12 protein-coding genes are annotated in these 18,095 nt (G+C 73.8%); 9 read left to right on the top strand and 3 right to left on the bottom strand.

Annotated elements, in window-relative coordinates; genetic code table 11:
* Positions 1 to 26 precede the first annotated feature (26 nt).
* Genes ACFVU7_RS09535 through ACFVU7_RS09550 form a run of 4 tightly spaced genes read left to right on the top strand, consistent with a single transcriptional unit; the run spans position 27 to position 5,741 of the window.
* Entirely contained in the window at positions 27 to 971 is a 945-nt protein-coding gene (locus tag ACFVU7_RS09535) for a PHP domain-containing protein (protein WP_388044808.1), read from the top strand.
* Positions 968 to 3,559: a lantibiotic dehydratase gene (locus tag ACFVU7_RS09540; protein WP_388044809.1), complete on the top strand. Its 2,592-nt coding sequence runs from the start codon at positions 968 to 970 to the stop codon at positions 3,557 to 3,559. The genes ACFVU7_RS09535 and ACFVU7_RS09540 overlap by 4 nt, the downstream gene beginning before the upstream one ends.
* A complete protein-coding gene (locus ACFVU7_RS09545; protein ID WP_388044810.1) occupies positions 3,556 to 4,842 on the top strand; it encodes an MFS transporter in 1,287 nt (428 codons plus the stop codon). Before ACFVU7_RS09540 ends, ACFVU7_RS09545 begins: the two co-directional genes overlap by 4 nt.
* Positions 4,839 to 5,741, top strand: coding sequence for a phosphotransferase family protein (locus ACFVU7_RS09550; protein ID WP_388044811.1), 903 nt, complete (start codon positions 4,839 to 4,841; stop codon positions 5,739 to 5,741). Before ACFVU7_RS09545 ends, ACFVU7_RS09550 begins: the two co-directional genes overlap by 4 nt.
* 70 nt (positions 5,742 to 5,811) lie before the next feature.
* Here ACFVU7_RS09550 and ACFVU7_RS09555 read toward each other — a convergent pair whose 3' ends face one another.
* Positions 5,812 to 6,141, bottom strand: a complete 330-nt coding sequence (locus tag ACFVU7_RS09555; protein WP_388044812.1) for a hypothetical protein — start codon at positions 6,139 to 6,141, stop codon at positions 5,812 to 5,814.
* Between the two features lie 19 nt (positions 6,142 to 6,160).
* The gene (locus ACFVU7_RS09560; protein WP_388044813.1) at positions 6,161 to 10,159 is read right to left on the bottom strand and encodes a polymorphic toxin-type HINT domain-containing protein; all 3,999 of its coding nucleotides are present in this window, start codon (positions 10,157 to 10,159) and stop codon (positions 6,161 to 6,163) included.
* A 529-nt stretch (positions 10,160 to 10,688) separates the two neighbouring features.
* On the opposite strand from ACFVU7_RS09560, the gene ACFVU7_RS09565 reads away from it, so the two are divergent.
* From ACFVU7_RS09565 to ACFVU7_RS09575, 3 genes are all read left to right on the top strand, one after another.
* Complete coding sequence (locus tag ACFVU7_RS09565; RefSeq protein WP_380716888.1) at positions 10,689 to 11,180, top strand: hypothetical protein; 492 nt, start codon at positions 10,689 to 10,691, stop codon at positions 11,178 to 11,180.
* A 61-nt stretch (positions 11,181 to 11,241) separates the two neighbouring features.
* A complete protein-coding gene (locus ACFVU7_RS09570) occupies positions 11,242 to 11,760 on the top strand; it encodes a hypothetical protein (protein WP_388044814.1) in 519 nt (172 codons plus the stop codon).
* Between the two features lie 40 nt (positions 11,761 to 11,800).
* Positions 11,801 to 13,471, top strand: a complete 1,671-nt coding sequence (locus ACFVU7_RS09575) for a trypsin-like serine protease (protein WP_074006507.1) — start codon at positions 11,801 to 11,803, stop codon at positions 13,469 to 13,471.
* A gap of 125 nt (positions 13,472 to 13,596) precedes the next feature.
* Here ACFVU7_RS09575 and ACFVU7_RS09580 read toward each other — a convergent pair whose 3' ends face one another.
* On the bottom strand, positions 13,597 to 13,935 hold the full coding sequence (locus ACFVU7_RS09580) for a hypothetical protein (RefSeq protein WP_143204776.1): 339 nt from the start codon (positions 13,933 to 13,935) through the stop codon (positions 13,597 to 13,599).
* Positions 13,936 to 14,294: 359 nt separating this feature from the next.
* On the opposite strand from ACFVU7_RS09580, the gene ACFVU7_RS09585 reads away from it, so the two are divergent.
* The gene (locus ACFVU7_RS09585; protein ID WP_388044815.1) at positions 14,295 to 16,136 is read left to right on the top strand and encodes an ABC transporter transmembrane domain-containing protein; all 1,842 of its coding nucleotides are present in this window, start codon (positions 14,295 to 14,297) and stop codon (positions 16,134 to 16,136) included.
* The gene (locus ACFVU7_RS09590; RefSeq protein ID WP_388044816.1) at positions 16,133 to 17,896 is read left to right on the top strand and encodes an ABC transporter ATP-binding protein; all 1,764 of its coding nucleotides are present in this window, start codon (positions 16,133 to 16,135) and stop codon (positions 17,894 to 17,896) included. The genes ACFVU7_RS09585 and ACFVU7_RS09590 overlap by 4 nt, the downstream gene beginning before the upstream one ends.
* Positions 17,897 to 18,095: the final 199 nt, after the last annotated feature.

The following is an 18,095-nucleotide window of genomic DNA, read 5'->3' on the forward strand; positions in this document are numbered from 1 at the left end:
TCCCGGTCGGCGTGGAGGTCCCGCTGATGCGGGGGGCGCCCGCGACCCTGGCCACCCCGGTCGACCTGCACCTGCACACCCGGCACTCGGACGGGGACGAGGCGCCGGCCGACCTGGCGAGGCGATGCGTCGAGGCCGGGCTGCGGGTGGCCGCCGTGACGGACCACAACACCCTCGCGGGCGTCGCCGCCTTCGAGCGGGCCGCCGCCGGGCGCCTCACCGTCGTCCCGGCCTGCGAGATCACCACCACCTGGCGCGGCGAGGAGACCCACTGCCTCGCCTACTTCGTCGACCCCGGCGACGAGGCGTTCCGGCGGCGGATCGGACGCCTCCACGACGCCGAACTCGCCTGGTGGCGCACCTGGACCGACCGGGCGCAGGCCCTCGGCGTGCCGATCGCCCGGGCCGACGTCGAACGGCGCCTCGGCGGCGACCGGGTGGCCTACGTCAACGACTACCTGGCCCTGCTGCTGGAGGCCGCCGGGGACGACCCCCGGTTCGCCCCGTACGCCGACGGCGACGACCGGTTCGCCCGCCTCATCGCCGACTGGTGCCGCCCGGGCCGGCCGCTGCACGTCGAACACCCCGTCAACCCCGACCTGGTGGACGTGCTGTCCTGGATCGAGCAGGCGGGCGGCGTCGCCGTCCTCGCCCACCCCGGCCCGCACACCGCCGGCCTGGACGCCCCGCGGTGCGCCGAACTGCTGGCGCCGCTGCGGGAGGCCGGCCTGGCCGGACTGGAGGTGTGGACCAGCTGGCACACCCCGGCCGACAGCGCCCGGCTCGCCGAGGCCGCCGGGCGGCTCGGCCTGGTCGCCACCGCCGGGTCCGACTACCACGGGGTGCGGGTCAAGCCCTGGGCGCCGAGCCCCGGCCTGCTGCCCGCGCTCCCCGCCGACCCGCTCGCCGTCCTGGACGCCCTGCACGACCGCCGTCCGCCCGTCCACTCGATCCCCCAGGTGAGGCCGTGACCACCGTCAACGATCCCCGGACCGCCGCCGAGCCCGGGGTGCGCGTCCCCTGGCAACTCGCGCCGGTCGTCGTGCTCCGCCAGGCCGGCTTCCCGATGGAGCTGCTCGCGCCCCTGGCCGACCCGGCCGCCGCCGAGGAGGCCCGGGAGCTCGTCGCCCACGGGCAGCGGCTGAAGGAGCTGGCCGACGCGTTCAAGGCCGCCCTGCGCCGCCACCCGGTGCCCGGCGCCGCCCGGCTGTCCTCCCCCGCCGGGTTCCTGCTGCCCGTCCCCGAGCCCGAGCTGGCCGCCGCGGCCGCCGCCGTGCCCGCCGAGGAGGCCGCCGTCCTGCGCGCCTACCAGGACGCCGCCCGGCACTTCGCCGAGGAGCAGACCCGGTTCGCCGCCCGGCACCAGGACCGCCTCGACCGGGCCGGGGCCGCCGTCGTCGAGGCCTTCGGCGACGAGCGGCTGCGGCAGGTCCTGCTGCTCTCCAACGACTCCGCCTACCCCACCTTCGCCGCCTGGCTCGACGCCCACGACGGCGCGACCGGGCGGCGAACCCGCAAGATGACCGACCTGCTCACCATGTACCTCCAGCGGGTCACCACCAAGAACGAGACCCACTCGCACTTCGGCCCCTTCACCCCCGGCCGGGTCGGCACCGCCCCCGGCATCACCTGGTCCGGCGAGCGGGAGCTGGAACGGCGCGCGCTGTTCAGCCACTGGGCCGCGGAGAAGCTCGCCCAGAGCGCCGCCGCCGTCCCCGGCCTGCTCGACCACGCCCGCCCCCGGCGCCGCCCGCTGTCCTTCCTGCGCGACGGCCGGATCGACCTCTACGCCTTCACCACCCGCGACGGCCTGGACACCGACTGGGACTTCCAGCACCTCGGCGGGCGCCCGGTCGAACCGTACGAGGCCTGGCTGTGGCAGCACTGCGACGGCGAACGCACCCTGAGCGAACTGCGGCAGGCCTGGCAGGACGAGCAGCGCTGCCCCCTCCCCTTCGACGAGGTGCTCGCCGGACTCGCCGAGCGCGAATGGGTGGTCGTCGAGTTCGAGATCCCGATCGGCGACCACCGGCCGCTGGCCGCCCTGCGCGAGCAACTGCTCGCCGCCCCCGCCCCGCTGGCCGACCCGCTGCTCACCGCGATCGACGGCTTCGAGGCCGACCTGACCCGCTTCGCCGCCCTGCCGCTGCCCGAGCGCGCGGCCGCGCTCGCCGAGAGCAAGGCCCGGTTCGAGCAGCTGACCGGCGGCCCCGCCAACCGCAACAGCGGCCTGCACTACGCCGACCGCAGCATCCTGTTCGAGGAGGCCCGCGGCCGCCCCGCCGACCTGACCGTCGGCCCGGACCTCGCCCGCTTCATCACCGACGAGCTGTCCATCGTGTACGAGACCGTGCTGGCCGGCCCGCGCCTGCGGATGCGGCGCGAACTGGTCATCCTCACCCGGTGGGTGGCCGACCGGTTCGGCCCCGGCGTGGAGATCCCGCTGGACGTCCTCTACGCCGAGTTCTTCCGCGACCGCGACGCCATCGCCCGCGATTGCCTTGCCGTCGAGGCCGAACTCGCCGAACTGGACCGGGAGATCGGCGCCGCCCTGCTCGGCGAGGCCGCCACCGACCCGGACCGCTCCGAGGTCGTGGTCGACCGGGAACGGATGGCCGCCGTCCTCGCCGCCCAGCCGAGCAGCCCGCCCGCCGTCTGCGACCCGGACATCCTGTTCGCCGCGCGGAGCCGGGAGGACCTGGCCGAGGGCCGGTTCACCGCCGTCATCGGCGACTGCCACGCGGTGCGGGAGGTCATCACCCACACCAGCTTCGGCCCGCTGATCCAGGAGCACACCCCCGAACTGCTCTCCGAGGTGTACCGCGGCTACCAGTCCCTGCTCGCCGACGACGAGGTGCTCGCCAACCTGTCCCGCGGCCACCCCGACAAGTCCTCCACCCAACTCGTCTACCCCTGCCACGACCTGGAGGTCTACGGCCGCTCCGCGCAGTCCCGCGACCGGGTGCTGCAGCCCTCCCAGCTCTACCTGGTGCTGCGCGACGGCCGGCTGGAGCTGCGCGCCCACGGCGTCGAGGGCCGGCTGCGCCTGATGGCGCCCCCGGCCGGCGGCCCGAGCATCCGGCAGGACCCGCTCTCCCCGTTCGCCTTCCCCCGCCACTTCGGCGGCGCCGGACTGGACGCCCCCGACCTGGCGCACATCCCGCGCATCCGCTGCGGCCGCGTCGTGCTGCAGCGCGAGACCTGGCGCATCCCCGCCGCCCGGCTGCGCGACACCGCCGCCTTCGGCCGCCAGACCGGCCGGGACGACGCCGCGCTGTTCGTCGCCGCCTGCCGGCTGCGCGCCGAGCACCGGCTGCCCCGGCACGTCTTCGTCAAGGTCCCCGGCGAGCCCAAGCCGGTCTACGTCGACTGGGAGTCCCCGCTGCTGGTCCGGCAGCTGGGTCGGCTGGCCGCCCGCGCCGAGGGCACCCTGGAGGTCTCCGAGATGCTGCCCGCCCCCGACCAGCGCTGGCTGGACGTGGACGGCCGGCGGTACACCAGCGAACTGCGCTGCGCCGTCTTCTCGGCCGGGAACCCCGCCGCGGAGCCGCGCGGGTGAGCACCGACACCGCCGTCCGCCCCTCCTCCGGCTACCACCGGGTCCTCGGCGCCGCCGCCTCCTCCGCGGTCGGCGACGGCATGCGCTTCGCCGCGCTGCCGCTGCTCTCCACCGCGGTGCTGGACGACGCCTTCCAGGTGTCCGCCGTCACCGCCGCGACCACGGTGCCCTGGCTGCTGTTCGCCCTGCCCGCCGGCGCGTACGCCGACCGCTTCGAGCGGCGCCTGCTGATGGTCCTCGCCGACCTGCTGCGCGCCGCGGTGCTGGTCCTCACCGTCCTGCTGCTCGCCGCCGACCGGCTGACCTTCTGGCCGCTGCTCACCTCCGCGTTCCTGCTGGGCGTCGGCGAGGTGCTGTTCGACTGCGCGTCCTTCGCGCTGCTGCCGAGCGTCGTGCCCAAGGACCGGCTGGAGTCGGCGAACGGCCGGCTCTTCGCCGTCCAGACCGTCGGCCGCGACCTGCTCGGGCAGGTCGTCGGCGGCGTGCTGTTCACGGTCGGCCGGGCCGTCCCGCTGGTGATCGACGCGGTCTCCTTCCTGGCCTCCGCGCTGCTGCTGCGCGGCGTGCGCGGGCCGGTGCCCGAGTCCGGACCTGAATCCGGGCCTGAATCCGGGCCTGCCGCCGAACCCGGGCCGGGCGCCGGGAAACCCCGCCTGCTGGCCGACATCCGCGAGGGAGTCGCCTTCGTCCTCCGCGATCCGCTGCTGCGCGCCCTGACCGTCTCCGCCGGGGTCATCAACGCCGTCTACCTGGGCCAGATCGCCGTCTTCGTGATCCTGGTCCGCGAGGTGCTGGAACTCCCGGACGCCGCGTACGGGGCGCTGCTGGCCGCCGGGGCGGTCGGCGGCGTGATCGGCGGCGCGGTCGCCGGCCGGCTCAGCAAGGCCGTCGGCCGGGTCCCCGCGCTGGTCGGCAACCTGGCCCTGATGGGCGCCGCCGGCCTGGCCGTGGCCGCCACCGACCGGGTCCCCGTGGTCGCCGTCGCCTACGGCGTCACCGGCTTCGCCCTGATGGTCTGGAACGTCGTCGCCGTCTCGCTGCGCCAGACGATCATCCCGGACCGGATGCTCGGCCGGGCCACCGGCGTCTACCGGCTCTTCGCCTGGGGCACCATGCCCCTCGGCGCGCTGGTCTTCGGCCGGGTGAGCGCCTCGGCCGGGCCGCGCGCCGCCTTCGCCCTCGGCGGCGTGGTCACCCTGCTGACCTGCCTGCCGATCGCCTACGCCCTGCTGAGGGACAGCAGGGTGACCGACCGTCGCAAGACCACCGAGGATGCACCATGAGTGAGCGTTTCGCCGTACTGGACCGACTGGCCGGACAGTGGGGCCTGAGCGGCCTGGAACTCGTCGGCAAGGGCCTGGAGTTCACCGTCTTCCGGGCCCGGGCCCGGGACGGCGAACCGGTCGCCGTACGGCTCGCGCACCACCGCTTCGACTCCAACGCCAACGACCCGCACGTGGACACCCGCGCCCTGCTCGTCCAGGAGCACGCCATCGCCCGGCACCTGGCCGAACACGGCCTGCCCGTCGCCCGCGCCCGGGAACTCGTCCTCGCCGACGACCCCGACTCCCCCGACGTGCTGCTCTCCGACTACGTCCCCGACGACGGCACCCCGCTCGACTCCCACGCCCTCGGCCGGCTCCTCGCCCGGCTCCACCAGGCACCCCCGCCGCCACTGCACCCCGTCGCCGCCGAGGGCGGCACCACCGCCGAGGTCCTCACCACCCGGATAGGCCGCCGCTGGGCCGAACTCGCCCGCCTCGTCGCCGACTGGCCCGAGCCCCCGGCCCCCGACCTGCTCGCCCGGCACCTCTCCCCCCTCACCGGGACCAGCCTCCTCCACCTCGACGTCCGCAGCTCCAACATCCGCCGCCACCAGGGCCGCACCACCGCCCTCCTGGACTGGTCCAACGCCCTCCTCGGCACCCCCGCCCTCGAGTTCGGCCGCCTCGCCGAATACGCCCGCTACCCCGAGAACGACCTCGACCTGCCCGCCCTCCGCGCCGGCTACGCCACCCTCGCCCCCGTCCCCACCGAGGACGACCCCACCCTCCTCGTCTGCCGCCTCGACGCCGCCCTGATGCTCGCCCTGGTCTTCCTCTCCGAAGCCCCCGACCCCACCCGCGGCCCCACCGCCGCCACCCACGCCCGCGCCCTCGCCGAGCGCCTCAGCCGCCTGTAACCACCGACAACGCAGAACGCCCGGCCGGGAAACCCCGGCCGGGCGTTCTGCGGTTCGACGGAACTACCGTCTAGACGGATTCACCCGCTTCGAGGAAACCCCGGTAGACGATCGCCAGCAACGTCGCGTAGGCGTGTATCTCCCGCGCGACCGCCAGGTCCTCCCCCGCGTACTCCCCGCACAGGACGCCGGCTTGAGTGATGATCTCGTCGAGTTCCGCCAGGACATCCGCACCCGACGGCCTGAACGCACCGGTCCTCATGAAGACGACGGCCCCCGTGGTGTGCTCGTGGGCGATCGCGAGATCGGTGCGGAGCTCCCTCAACTCCGGCGTTGTGCCATGCGGCGGATACGGAACATGACTCCAGATGGTGTAGGCATCGACAAAGCTCAGTTCCACCGGTCGTCGCATCGCTCTGTCACCGCCTCCCCGGGGGATGGTACGTCACGACCCTACTGCCATCCATCGACGTGAACACCACCTCGCCCGTTGTCTTGTTGGTGTACGCCTTCCCCTGCAGCTTGTCCTCGTGGGATCCGATGTCCTTGAGGTTGACCTTCCAATCAGGGTTGTCCTTCAGGAAACCGGGCTTCGTCACACGCTCCATCGCCTCCTTGGCCGCGTCGATGTACTCCTTCTGCGACATGCCGTTCGGAATCCCCTGCTCCTTGTAGTGATACAGGAACTGTTCGCTGGGCTTGTCGAAGGTGGCGCGGTGGAAGACGCTCTCGACGTCGCTGTTGGCGAGTTGCAGGCACAGCGGCTCGTTGGCGTTGTGTACCAACACCGGCATGTCGCCCGCGACCACGTAGTACGTGTGGAGCTCGTCGACGGTGAGGTTGTAGGCGCCCTGGAGGGTGTTCCAGTGCCGGACGCTCTCGATTCGCCGGGGCTGGCCGGCCGGGTCGCGCAGTTCGTCGCCGGTCTCGAGGTCGACGGCGTCGATCCAGGCCTTCCGGTTCTCGGCCCAGAAGGGGTGGTGGTCGGTGCTGGTCAGGGAGCGTCCGGCACCCAGGGAGATGTCGGTGAAGTCCCGGTCGTCCGGGCCGTAGATGGTGGCCGAGACCCGGCGGGGTCCGGTCAGCCCGCTGACGGGATCGCTGGCGAGGACCTCGTCGCCGATCCTGACGGTCTCGATCGCACGGGTGGAGCCGTCGCCCATGAGGACGGGGGTACCCGCCGCGAAGCTGTTCGGCACTGGGCAGGACTTAGGAACCCGCCTGACGAGCTTCTGGATGAACTCGACGGCCTTCTCGCCCCAGGAGCCGAACTTCTTCGCCCACTTGGCAAGCTTGGCGATGGCGGCTCCGTCGCCGATGAAGGGGATCGCCCCGATACAGGACTCGACCGCCTCGGTGGTCTTGCCCTCGACGGCGTAGTAGGCGCAGTTGACGAGGTCGGCGATGTCGGCGAGGCCGGGGGCGAAGACGCCACCCACGCCGCCGATCACGTCGAGGGTGAGGTGGATGGTCTCGGAGACGAGGCGGTAGATGGAGTTGGAGGTCTCGTTGTCCTCCTTCGCCTTCTTGATCTCCTCCTCGATGCCCGCGATCGAGTCCTGCTTCTCCTTCTCGATCTGGGCCTTGTAATCGGCCTCCTTGCGCGCCTCCTCGAGCCTTTCGGCCTCGGCCTTCTGCTCGGCGTCGAACTTGCCCTGGTAGTTGGCGCGGGCGTCGTCGGCGGCGGCCTGGGCGGCCGTCGCGTCCTTGCCGGCCGCCTCCGCGGAGGCCCGGGCATCGGCAGCGGAGTTGTAGGCGTCGGTCGCGGCCGACCGGGCCTGCCGGGCCGACTGCTCGGCCCTGTTGGCGGAGTGGACGGCACTCGCGGCGTCGCGGTTGGCGGAGGCCTTGGCCGCGTTGGCCGTCTTCGCGGATGCCGCCGCCCTGGCGGCGTCGGCCGCGGCGGCGTCGGCGGCGGCCTTGGCCTTGGCGACGTGCTCGGCAGCGGTGTTGGCCGAGGCCTGAGCCTGGGCGGCGTAGCCGTTGGCCTCGTTGGAGGCGTTGCGGGCGATGGCGGCGGCGGCCTGGGCCGTGGCAGCGTTCTGCTGGGCGGTCGCGGCGGCGGCGGTCGCCTGGGCGATCAGGCCCTTGATGTCCGCGACGTGGAGGGCGGTGAGCCGGTCCTTCTGCTGCGCGGTGTACTGGCCCTCGGCCACGAAGGCGCGCAGGTCCTGCACGGGGCCTTCGAGGGCGATCTTCGCCGCGGCCTTGAGCTCGGGCTCGGTGGCCGGGGCGTCCTCCAGCCGGGTGGCGGTGAGGCGGTCGTCGGCGGCCTGGGCGTCCGACAGGCCCTTGGCGAGGAACTCCCGCAGCGCGGCGGGGGTGTTGACCCGCAGCGCGGCGTCGGCGGCGGCCTTGACGGCGGGGCCGGCCTTGTCGCTGAGGCGGGTGATCGTCAGCCGGTTCTCCGGCGCGACGGCCTCGTACTGACCGCTGGTCAGGAAGGCGCCGAGCTGGGCGGCGTTGCCCTGCAGCGCGGTGTAGGCCGCGGTGCGGACCGCCTCGCTGTCGGAGTTCTTGTGGATCGCGGTGACACTGTCGCGGGCGTCGCGCTCCTCGGCCTCCCGTCGCCCGGTCTTCACGTAGGCGAATACGGCGGCGTCGTCACCGGACAGGGCGTCGACGGCCGCCGAGTTCCCCCAGGAAGCGGAGATCTTGCGAGAGACCATGGCGAGCTTGCGGCCGTCGGTGGCGACCTGCGTCGGAGTGGCGCCGGGCTGGTTGGCCAGCTGGGCGAGCCGCTCGGCCTCGGCCCGGGCCTTCTGGACGTCCTGGGCGGCCTGGTCGGTCTGGGTCTGCTTCGCCGTCTCGTCGGCCTTGGCCTGCCGGGCCTTCTCCACGGCCACCGCGGTGCGGTTGGTCAGGTCCTCGGCCTCGATGCGGCGTGCCAGGTCCTGGACCGCGTTGGCCCTGTCGACCGCGGTCTGGGCGTCCGCGGCGAAACCGGAGGCGGCGTTCGCGTGGTCGGTGGACTCCTGCGCGGCGTTCGCGCTCTGGCCGGCGTGGTCGGCGGCGTCCCGGGCGGCCTGCGCCGCCGCCGCGGCGTGTTCGCCCGCGGACTTCAGGAGCGCCGCGGCCGCCTGCGACTGCGTCGCGGCCTCCCCGGCCAGCTGCTGCGCGGCGGCGGCGGCACGGCCGGCCTCGGCGGCCGAACGGCGCGTAGCCGCCGCGGCCTGCTTGGCCTTCGCCGACTGACCGCCGGCGCTGTCCGCGTAGGCACCGGCCTGCTCGGCCGAACCCGCCGCGGAATCGGCGTTGCCCTTCGCGCTCAGCGCGGCGCCCGCCGCGGTCTGGCTGTCGCTGAGGGCCTTGTCCGCGTGGACGAGCGTGTCCTTGGCGGCGTCCACCAGCTTCGCGGCCGCGTCGGCGGCGTCCGCCGCGACCCGCGCGTCGTGCGCCTTCGTCGCGTCACCGGCCGCCGCGGCCGCGGAGTTCCGCGCGGCGGCGGCGGCCCGCTGGGCACCGGACGCCGCAGCCGCCGCGTTCGACGCCGCGTAAGCCGCGGCCCGCGCGCCCGCGTTGGCCGCACGCGCGGCCGACAGCGCCGTGTTCGCCGCCTTGCCCGCACGCTCGGCGGCCGTCGCCGCCTTGTTCGCCGCCTCCGTGGCCCTGGCCGCGTCGTTACCTGCCTGCTGGGTCTCGGACGCGGCCAGAGCGGCGGCCTTCATGGCCTCCTGCGCCTCGAAGACCGCTTTGTCCTTGGCCTCGATGGCCGCAGCGGCCTCCTGGGCCGCCTGCGCGCCCGCGTCCTTCGCCTGCTGCACCAGCAGCGCGATGCTCGCGCGCTCCATGTCACGGTTCTGGGCGACATACTGGCCGGTCGCGAGGAAGTCGCGCACGTCCTGGATCGACCCGTTCAGCGCGGCGCGTGCCGCGGCCTGGGTGTTCGTGCCGCCGGAGCTGAGGATCTGGACCAGCTTGAGCCGGTCGTCGGCATCCTTCGCCGGGAACTGTCCCTCGGTCAGGAACCGCTGCAGGTCGTCACTGGTGTTGCTGCGCAGCGCGGCGTCGCCGGCGGCCTGCAGGTTGCGGCCGGCGCCCACGGCGGGGTCGGTGATCCGGGTGATCCACAGCCGCCGGTCGGCGTCGAGTGCCGACTGCCAGCCGCTCCGCAGGAACGTGTGCAGCTCGTCGGCCGTGCCCGCGATGGCCTTGCCCGCGGCCTCGCGGACCTTCGGCCCGCCCACACCCTCGATCTGCGTGGCGGCCAGCAGGTCGTCCAGGTGCTGGGCTCCAGCGAGCTCGTTGTCGACGAACCGCTTCACGTCCTGGTCCGAGCCCGCAAGCACGGCTTCCGCGAGCTCGTGGACGCGAGGACCACCGTTGAGCCAGGCCTCGACCGTGATGTCGCGGGCGCTCCGCTGGAGCTGAGCGTCGGTCGGTTCGACGGCCGAAGCCGTCTGGATGCCGGAACCCACCAGCCCCGCCGTCAGAGCCAGCGGCAGGAGGCCCAGGGAGAGCCTGCCCAGCAGCGGCGGCCTCCCCCTCCCGCGCCCTTGTGAACGGGATATCGAATGGTGCATCGGAAACCTCCACTGTCGGCATCGGCCGGATTCACGGCCGCAGCGGAGCCTACGCCAGATGACGATACGACAGAACGTCCACGAAGCCATGACGTTGCCAAAAAAAACCCGCCAATGAAACACCTGTCAAAGGGCAAAGCCAAGCAAATACAACCGCATCACCGATAGACACCCAACCGCTGGGAAAGCATGACATTCCGCCTGGCCAGCGCCAGGAACGCGCTTGTCGAAGCATCAGCTCATCTGGTTCGATGGCCCGGATTCCGGCTGCGACCCCGAAGGCGCCCATGCGGCAACTTCGACCACTTCCACCGGCAATGACGTCTCGCCATTGCCGGTTGGTTCGCTCACCATTCAGACCGGTCACCCGATTCCGCTGATCCGCCCGTCAGGGCAAACACCAGATGAACGAAGAGGAATAGGCATGGCAAAGCGCATGTCCCGCTTGCTCGTTGGCGGTGCCGTCGCCGTGGCCGCCACGCTCGGCGCCACCGCACTGGCCTCCGCCGACGGCGTCCCCGCGGACAACTCGGCCGCGCCGGTGGCGGTCGAGGACTTCAACTACCCCGGCCCGGCGCCGTACCCCAACGTCAAGCTGCTGCGCGGCGACGGCCACATCGTGCTGTCCGACTGCGCCGTCGACAGCCAGATCAGCGTGCTCAGCTTCGACCTGCCCAACGCCGGCGGCAACCAGATCTGCTTCCGCGCCACCAGCACCACCGGCTACCTCGCCCTGGAGGTGCCCAACGTGTTCCGCATCCGCACGGACGCCTACTCGCTCAACGCCAAGCTCACCAGCGTCGACGGCGCGCAGAGCGTGGACATCGCCAAGGGCACCGCCGTCCCCGTCGGGATCGGCAGCGGCACCGGCAACGGCAAGCCGGCCGCCCTGCTCGAACTGCGCGTCACCGGCTGACGACCGCCCGCCGATACCGCACCGCTCCCCGCTCTTCGCTCACCTCTCGATGGAGCCCCAGGTGACCCACACCCCCCTCCGCGACACCAGGAGGACCGGCCGCGCCACCGCGGGCCGGTGGCTGGCCGCCTCCGCCGTGACCGCCACGGCGCTCGTCGGCGCCACCGCGATCGCCGCCGCCGACACCACCCCCGCCGACAACTCCGCCGCACCGCCCGCGGTCGAGGACTTCGCCTACCCGGGCGCCGCCGCGATCACCAAGGTGAAGCTGCTGCGCGGCGACGGCCACATCCTGCTCGGCGACTGCGCCAAGCCCACCCAGATCCAGGTCTGGACCCTGGCCCCGGGCAACCCGGACAACCAGATCTGCTTCACCGTCTCCGGCACCACCGGGTCGCTCTCCCTCCAACTGCCCGAGGTCTTCGCGATCCAGACCGCAGGTGGCCGCGCGGTCCGGGCCGGCCTCACCACCGGCACCACCCAGCAGACCCTCGACGTCCCCAAGGACGGCTTCAAACCGGTCGGCGAAGGCAACAACGGCGCCTCGACCAGCCTCGTCGAACTGACCGTCACCGGCTGACAGCCACCCACTCATCCACCTCTCACATCCGGGAACGCACATGTCTCGCAACTCCTCGCCCCGCAACCTGCGGGCGGGCGCCCTGGCCACCGTCCTCGCCGCCGGCGCCCTGACCACCCTCGCCACGCCCCCGGCCGGCGCCGTGGTCGGCGACGCGGCCGCCAACGGCACCTACGCCTACACCGCGCTCCTGACGATCGGCGACAACCTGCGGGCCTGCACCGGCACGCTGGTCGACCGCAGCTGGGTGCTCACCGCCGCCTCCTGCTTCTCCGACGACCCGGCGCAGCCGCAGGCGCTGGCGGCGGGTGCGCCGAAGTGGAAGACCACCGCGACCATCGGCCGCACCGATCTGACGACCGGTGCCGGAAAGACCGCCGAGATCTCCGAGCTGGTGCCGCGTGCCGACCGTGACCTGGTGATGGCGCGTCTGGCCACGCCGGTGGACGGTATAGCCCCGCTGCGGGTCGCCACCGCCGCGCCCGCCGCCGGGCAGACCCTGCGGGTGCCCGGGTACGGGCGCACCAAGGACGAGTGGGCGCCGCTGAAGCTGCACAGCGGTGCGTTCTCGCTGGACACGGTGAGCGCGACCGGGATCGGCACCACCGGTGCGGGCGGTGCGGCGGTCTGCAAGGGCGACACCGGCGCCCCCGTGGTCCGCGAGGTCAACGGCAAGGCCGAACTGGTCGCGGTGGCCTCCCGCTCCTGGCAGGGTGGCTGCCTGGGCGTGCCCGCCACCGAGACCCGCACCGGCGCCTTCAACTCCCGTGTCGACAACATCGCCGGCTGGGTGCAGCAGGTGCGGGCGAAGGCCATCGGTTGGAAGACCCAGGCCCTGGTGCGCAGCGACGCCAACCTGTATCTGGCGTCGCGTCTGTACGACGGTTCGTGGACGCCGTACGAGGATGTTCAGGCGGCGGCGGGGAACATCGGCGGTGTGCGGGCGGTCTCCTCGGCCGGTATCAACGGTGACACCCACGTCATCGCGCTCGGTGGTGACGGGCACCTGCACCACGCCGTGCACAACCTGGACGGCGGCTGGGGCCAGAAGTTCGTCGACATCAACACCACGGTCGCCGACCTCGGCAACATCACCCAGGTCACCATCGCGCCGGTCGGCAACGACCTGCACGTCGTGGTCGTCGCGGACGGCATCCTGTTCCACAGCATGCGGTCCGGCAACGGCCAGTGGAGCTCGTTCAAGGTGGTCACCGAGGTCACCGGTCCGCTCAACGGGATCACCTCCATCTCCGCCGGTGGGGCCGCCGGAGGGGAGCTGCACATCGCCGCCGTGTCGGGCGGGAAGGTCTACCACACCCGCCGCAACGCCGCCGGGAGCTGGTCCCCGTGGGGGTCGGTCGCCGAGGCCGCCGGCGCCACCGCGCCCGTGAGCGCCGTCGCCGTCACCCGCCAGGGCGACGACCTCAACCTCGCCGTGATCGCCAGCGACGGCCAGTACCACACCCTGCGCCACGCCAGCGGCAGCTGGCAGCCGGTCAACTCCCTCGGAAGCGTCCTCGGGAACGTCACCGGCACCGGCATCAGCGCCGCCACCGTCGACACCGACGCCGTCTTCGCCGTCACCACCAACGACAACAAGATCCTGCTGACCAACCGTCACGCCGACGGCAACTGGACCGCCCCCGAGAGCCTCGACCTCACCGCCATCCCCGGCAACCACACCGGCACCGTGATCACCAGCTCCCTCTGACCCCAGGCCTGTCGGTCGGCAGGCCGGCGGGGCACACCTGCTCAGGAGTATGCGAAGCGCCCGGCCGGGAAACCCCGGCCGGGCGCTTCGCGCAGGCGGGTCACCGACGGCCCGCGGTCAGGCGGTCAGGCGGTCAGTGACCGGGCGAGCTCGTCTCCCGCGCCGGTGTTGGAGATCCAGGCACGACTGCCCAGCCTCGGGTCCCAGTCGAGGCGTTCGAGGTCGTCGACGACCAGCTGGACGATCTCCTCCGTCCCCCCGTTCCACGCCTCGAATCCCTCCTCGGCGAGTTCGCCGATCCGGATCGAGCCGTTGCCCACCAGGAAGTGGAGCAGTTCGACGAAGAACGCCTGCCACGGGCGCCCCGCCGCTCCTTCCTTCGCGGCCCAGAGGAGCCGATCGATGGGGACCCAGTCGTCCAGGCCCTCGATCAGCACGTCAGCGAAAACACGGTTCTCAATCACTCGGCAAGTGAACCTTCAAGTCCCGCCCGCTGCCACCGGGGCGCCCGCGTGCCGGTGTCCGACGGACCGTCATACCTCGGTCCGCTGAGGATGGTCGGGCAGTCCGATTTCCGGACAATCCTCCTCGGCCCGTTCACGTGCGGACTTCTTCGAGTACGGTGGCATCCCGGCAGCTCGGCGGCCGAATGCTCCGGCGGCGCCGGCGCGCGGGCGGCGCCGTGACCGCTTCCGGGCGCCACCCCGCCGTCGGTGTGCGGCAGTTCGCTTCCGGGGCCGGCCGTCTCCGCCGGAGTCCGACAGGGCAGCGCCGCCAGGACGTCGTCCCGGGGCCCGGCGAACCTGCCCACGGACGGAGCGCGATGACCGACGGACCGGACCTGCCCACGGGTACCCGCCGGGTCCCGTACACCGACCCCGGAACGCCCGACCACCGGAGCCCGCTGCGGTACCTCTGGTGGCTCGTGTCGATGCAGCGCAGGCGGGTGCTGCTCGGCGCGACCTGGGGGAGCCTGTGGATGTGCGCGCTGATGCTGCCGCCGTACCTGATGTCGCGGACGATCGACGACGGGCTGCGCGCGCGGGACACCGGGGCGCTGGTCGGCTGGGTGGCGGTGGTCCTCGCGGTCGGGGCGCTCATCGCGGTCCTCGGCATGCTGCGGCACCGCACGATGACGTTCATCCGGGCCGACGCCGCCTTCCGGACGGTCCAGGCCGTCACCCGCCACGTGAACCGGCTGGGGACGACGCTGCCGCGCCAGGTGTCGGCCGGCGAGCTGACGCACCTCCAGGCCGGCGACACCGGCCGGATCGCCCAGACGCTGACCATCACCGGGCCCGGCGTCGGAGCGGTGCTCGCGTACCTCGCCGCCGCCGTCCTGCTGGTCCGGATCTCCCCCGTCCTGGCCGCGGTGGTCCTGCTCGGCGTCCCGCTGCTGGCCGTGGTCATCGGCCCGCTGATGGGGAGGCTGCACGGCGCCGAGGGCCGCTACCGCGAGGAGCAGGGGGCGCTGACCGCCCTGGCCGGCGACCTGGTGGCCGGGCTCGGGGTGCTGAACGGCATCGGCGGCAAGCCGATGTTCGCCGGGCGCTACCGGCAGCGCTCCCGGGCGCTGGTGCCGCTCGGCTACCGGGTGGCCTCGCTCACCAGCTGGGTGCAGGCGGTGGGCGCCTGCCTGCCCGTCGTCTTCCTGGCCGTGGTGACCTGGCTCGGCGCGCGGATGGCGGCGGCCGGCGACATCACGGTCGGCGAACTGGTCGCCGTCTACGGGTACGTGGCGGCCCTCCTGGCACCCGTCTCGTTCTTCGTCGAGGGCGCCGACGACCTCCCGCGCGGCCTCGTCGCCGCCCGCCGCGTCATCGACATCCTGGCGCTGCGGCCCGAGTTCTCCGGCGAGCGCACCCGCACGGCGCCGCCCGGCGGTCCGGCGGAGCTGCACGACCCGGAGTCGGGCCTGGTGCTGCGCCCCGGGCAGGTCACGGCCCTGGTCTCCGCACGGGCCGACGAGGCCCGCGCCGTGGTGGACCGGCTGGCCGGCTACACCCCGTCCGGCGCCACCTGGGGCGGTGTCGAGGTCTCCGCGTGGGAGACGGCCGCGCTGCGCCGGCACGTCCTGGTGTCCGACAACGAGTCCTACGTGTTCGGCGGCACCCTGGGCTCCGCGGTGGCGGTCCACGGCGGGCGCACGGCGGCGGAGATCGGGCGCGCGCTGCACGCGGCGGCGGCCGAGGACCTCGTCGGCCTCCTGCCCGGCGGCCTGGACGCACCGCTCCAGGACCGCGGCCGCAACGTCTCGGGCGGCCAGCTCCAGCGGCTGCGGCTGGCCCGGGCCCTGCTCGCCGACCCCGAGGTGCTGCTGCTCGTCGAGCCCACCTCGGCCCTGGACGCGCTCACCGAGGCCGCCGTCGCCGCACGGCTCGGCGCCTTCCGCGCCGGCCGCACCACCCTGGTCGTCGGCACCTCCCCGCTGGTCCTCGGCCGGGCCGACCGGGTCTGCCACCTCGTGGACGGCAGGGTCCGCGCCGCGGGCACCCACGGCGAACTGCTCGCCACCGAGCCCGCCTACGCGGCACTGGTCCTCCGCGGCGACCCCGACGCCCGCCCGGGCCCCGACGCCCGCCCGGACCCCGGCGCCCGCCCCGATGCCGAAGCCCGCCCCGAGGCCGACGCCACCGCAGAGCCCCGGGAAGGAGCATCCCGATGAGCCACGACCACGACGACCCCCACCGGCTCCCCGTCGCCGACCGGGCGACCGTACGGCGGGCCGTCCGGCGCCTGCTCGTCGACGACGGCCGGGCGATGTGCGGGGTCCTCCTCCTCACCTGCCTCGCCGCCCTGGCCGGGGTCGCCGCGCCGTGGTACCTCGGCCGCATCGTCACCCGGGTCGAGAACGGCGAGCTGACGGTCGGCCAGGTCGACGGGCTGGCGGCGGCGGTGCTCGGCTTCGCCCTCGCCCAGCTGCTGCTGACCCGCTTCGCGCGCTACTTCTCGCACCGGTTCGGGGAGCGCGCCCTGGCCCGGCTGCGGGAGGAGGTCGTCGACCGGACGCTGGCGCTGCCCGGCCGGTACGCGGAGCGGGTGGGCACCGGCGACCTGGTGACCCGCTCCTCCCTCGACGTGGGCACGGTGGCCGCCACCCTGCGCAACGCGGCCCCGGACGTCTTCATCGCCGCGGTCCAGGTGCTGTTCGTCCTCGGCGCCGCGTTCCTGCTCGACCCGCTGATCGGGCTGTGCGCGCTGGTGAGCCTGCCGGTCGTCTGGGCGGTGGGCCGCTGGTACCTGCGCCGGGCCCGGGACGCCTACCTCGCCGAGGGCGCCGCCTACGGCGGTGTCGCCGAGGCGCTCAACGCGACCGCCCACGGCGCCCGCACCGTCGAGGCGTTCGGGCTCGGCGCCCGCCAGGACCTCGCCGTGGACCGGGCGATCGACACCGCCTACCGGGCCGGCGTGCGCACCCTGTTCCTGCGCACCGTACTGTTCCCCGTCACCGAGTTCGCCCACGCGCTGCCCACGGCGCTCGTCCTGCTGGTCGGCGGCCTCGGCTACCTCGACGGCGCGGTGGGCCTGGGCACGGTGGTGGCCGGCAGCCTGTACATGTGGCAGCTGGTCGACCCGCTCGACCGCGCCCTCAACTGGATGGAGCAACTGCAGCGCAGCGGCGCCTCGTTCGCCCGCATCAAGGGCGTCGGCCTGGTGTCGGAGGATCCGCCGGTGCTCGACCGGCGGCCGTCCGACGACCGGATCGAGGTCCGCGGCGTCCGGTACGCCTACCCGGGCTCGCCGGACGTGCTCAAGGGCATCGACCTGGTGGTCCGCCCGGGCGAGCGGCTCGCGGTCGTCGGCCCGTCCGGCGCGGGGAAGTCCACCCTCGGCAGGCTGCTGTCCGGGGTCGACGCCCCGGACGCGGGACACGTCCGGGTCGGCGGCGTGCCGGTCGCCGACCTGGCGGCGGCGGGCGGCCTGGGCGACCGCATCGTCCTCATCACCCAGCAGCACCACGTGTTCATGGGCACCCTCCGGGACAACATGACCATGGCGGCCCCGGACGCCGGTGACGAGGAGATCCTCGCCGCGCTCGCCCTGGTCGAGGCCGGCTGGGTGCACGACCTGCCGGGCCGGCTGGACTGCGCGCTCGGGGCCGGCGGCGTCGAACTCGACGCGGCGCAGGCCCAGCAGCTCACCCTCGCCCGGGTCCACCTGGCCGACCCCCACACCCTGATCCTCGACGAGGCGACCTCCCTGCTGGACCCGACCACGGCGCGGCAGGCCGAGCGGGCGATGGCCGCCGTGCGCTCGGACCGGACGGTCGTCTCCATCGCCCACCGGCTGCAGACCGCCCACGACGCGGACCGCGTCGCCGTCATGGAGTCCGGCCGCATCGTCGAGCTGGGCACCCATGACGAACTGGTCGCCGCCGGCGGGTCCTACGCGGCGCTGTGGCGGTCGTGGAACGGCGAGGGCTGAACTCCCTCCGGCGGTAACAGGAGGACGGTTCACGGGGGTTCCGCCGGACCGGCCCGCGTGGCACCCTGGAGGATCCGGCGGCCGGGCCCGCTGAGCAGCAGCGGGCCCCGCCTCAGGCCCCGCCGAGCAGCCATCAACCGATCGGTTGATGCCGGGCATCCACCGCCGCCCGCCCCAGGTCTGGCCGTCCAGTCGATCC

This window comes from Kitasatospora sp. NPDC058046, from assembly GCF_042885595.1.
Taxonomy (GTDB): domain Bacteria; phylum Actinomycetota; class Actinomycetes; order Streptomycetales; family Streptomycetaceae; genus Kitasatospora.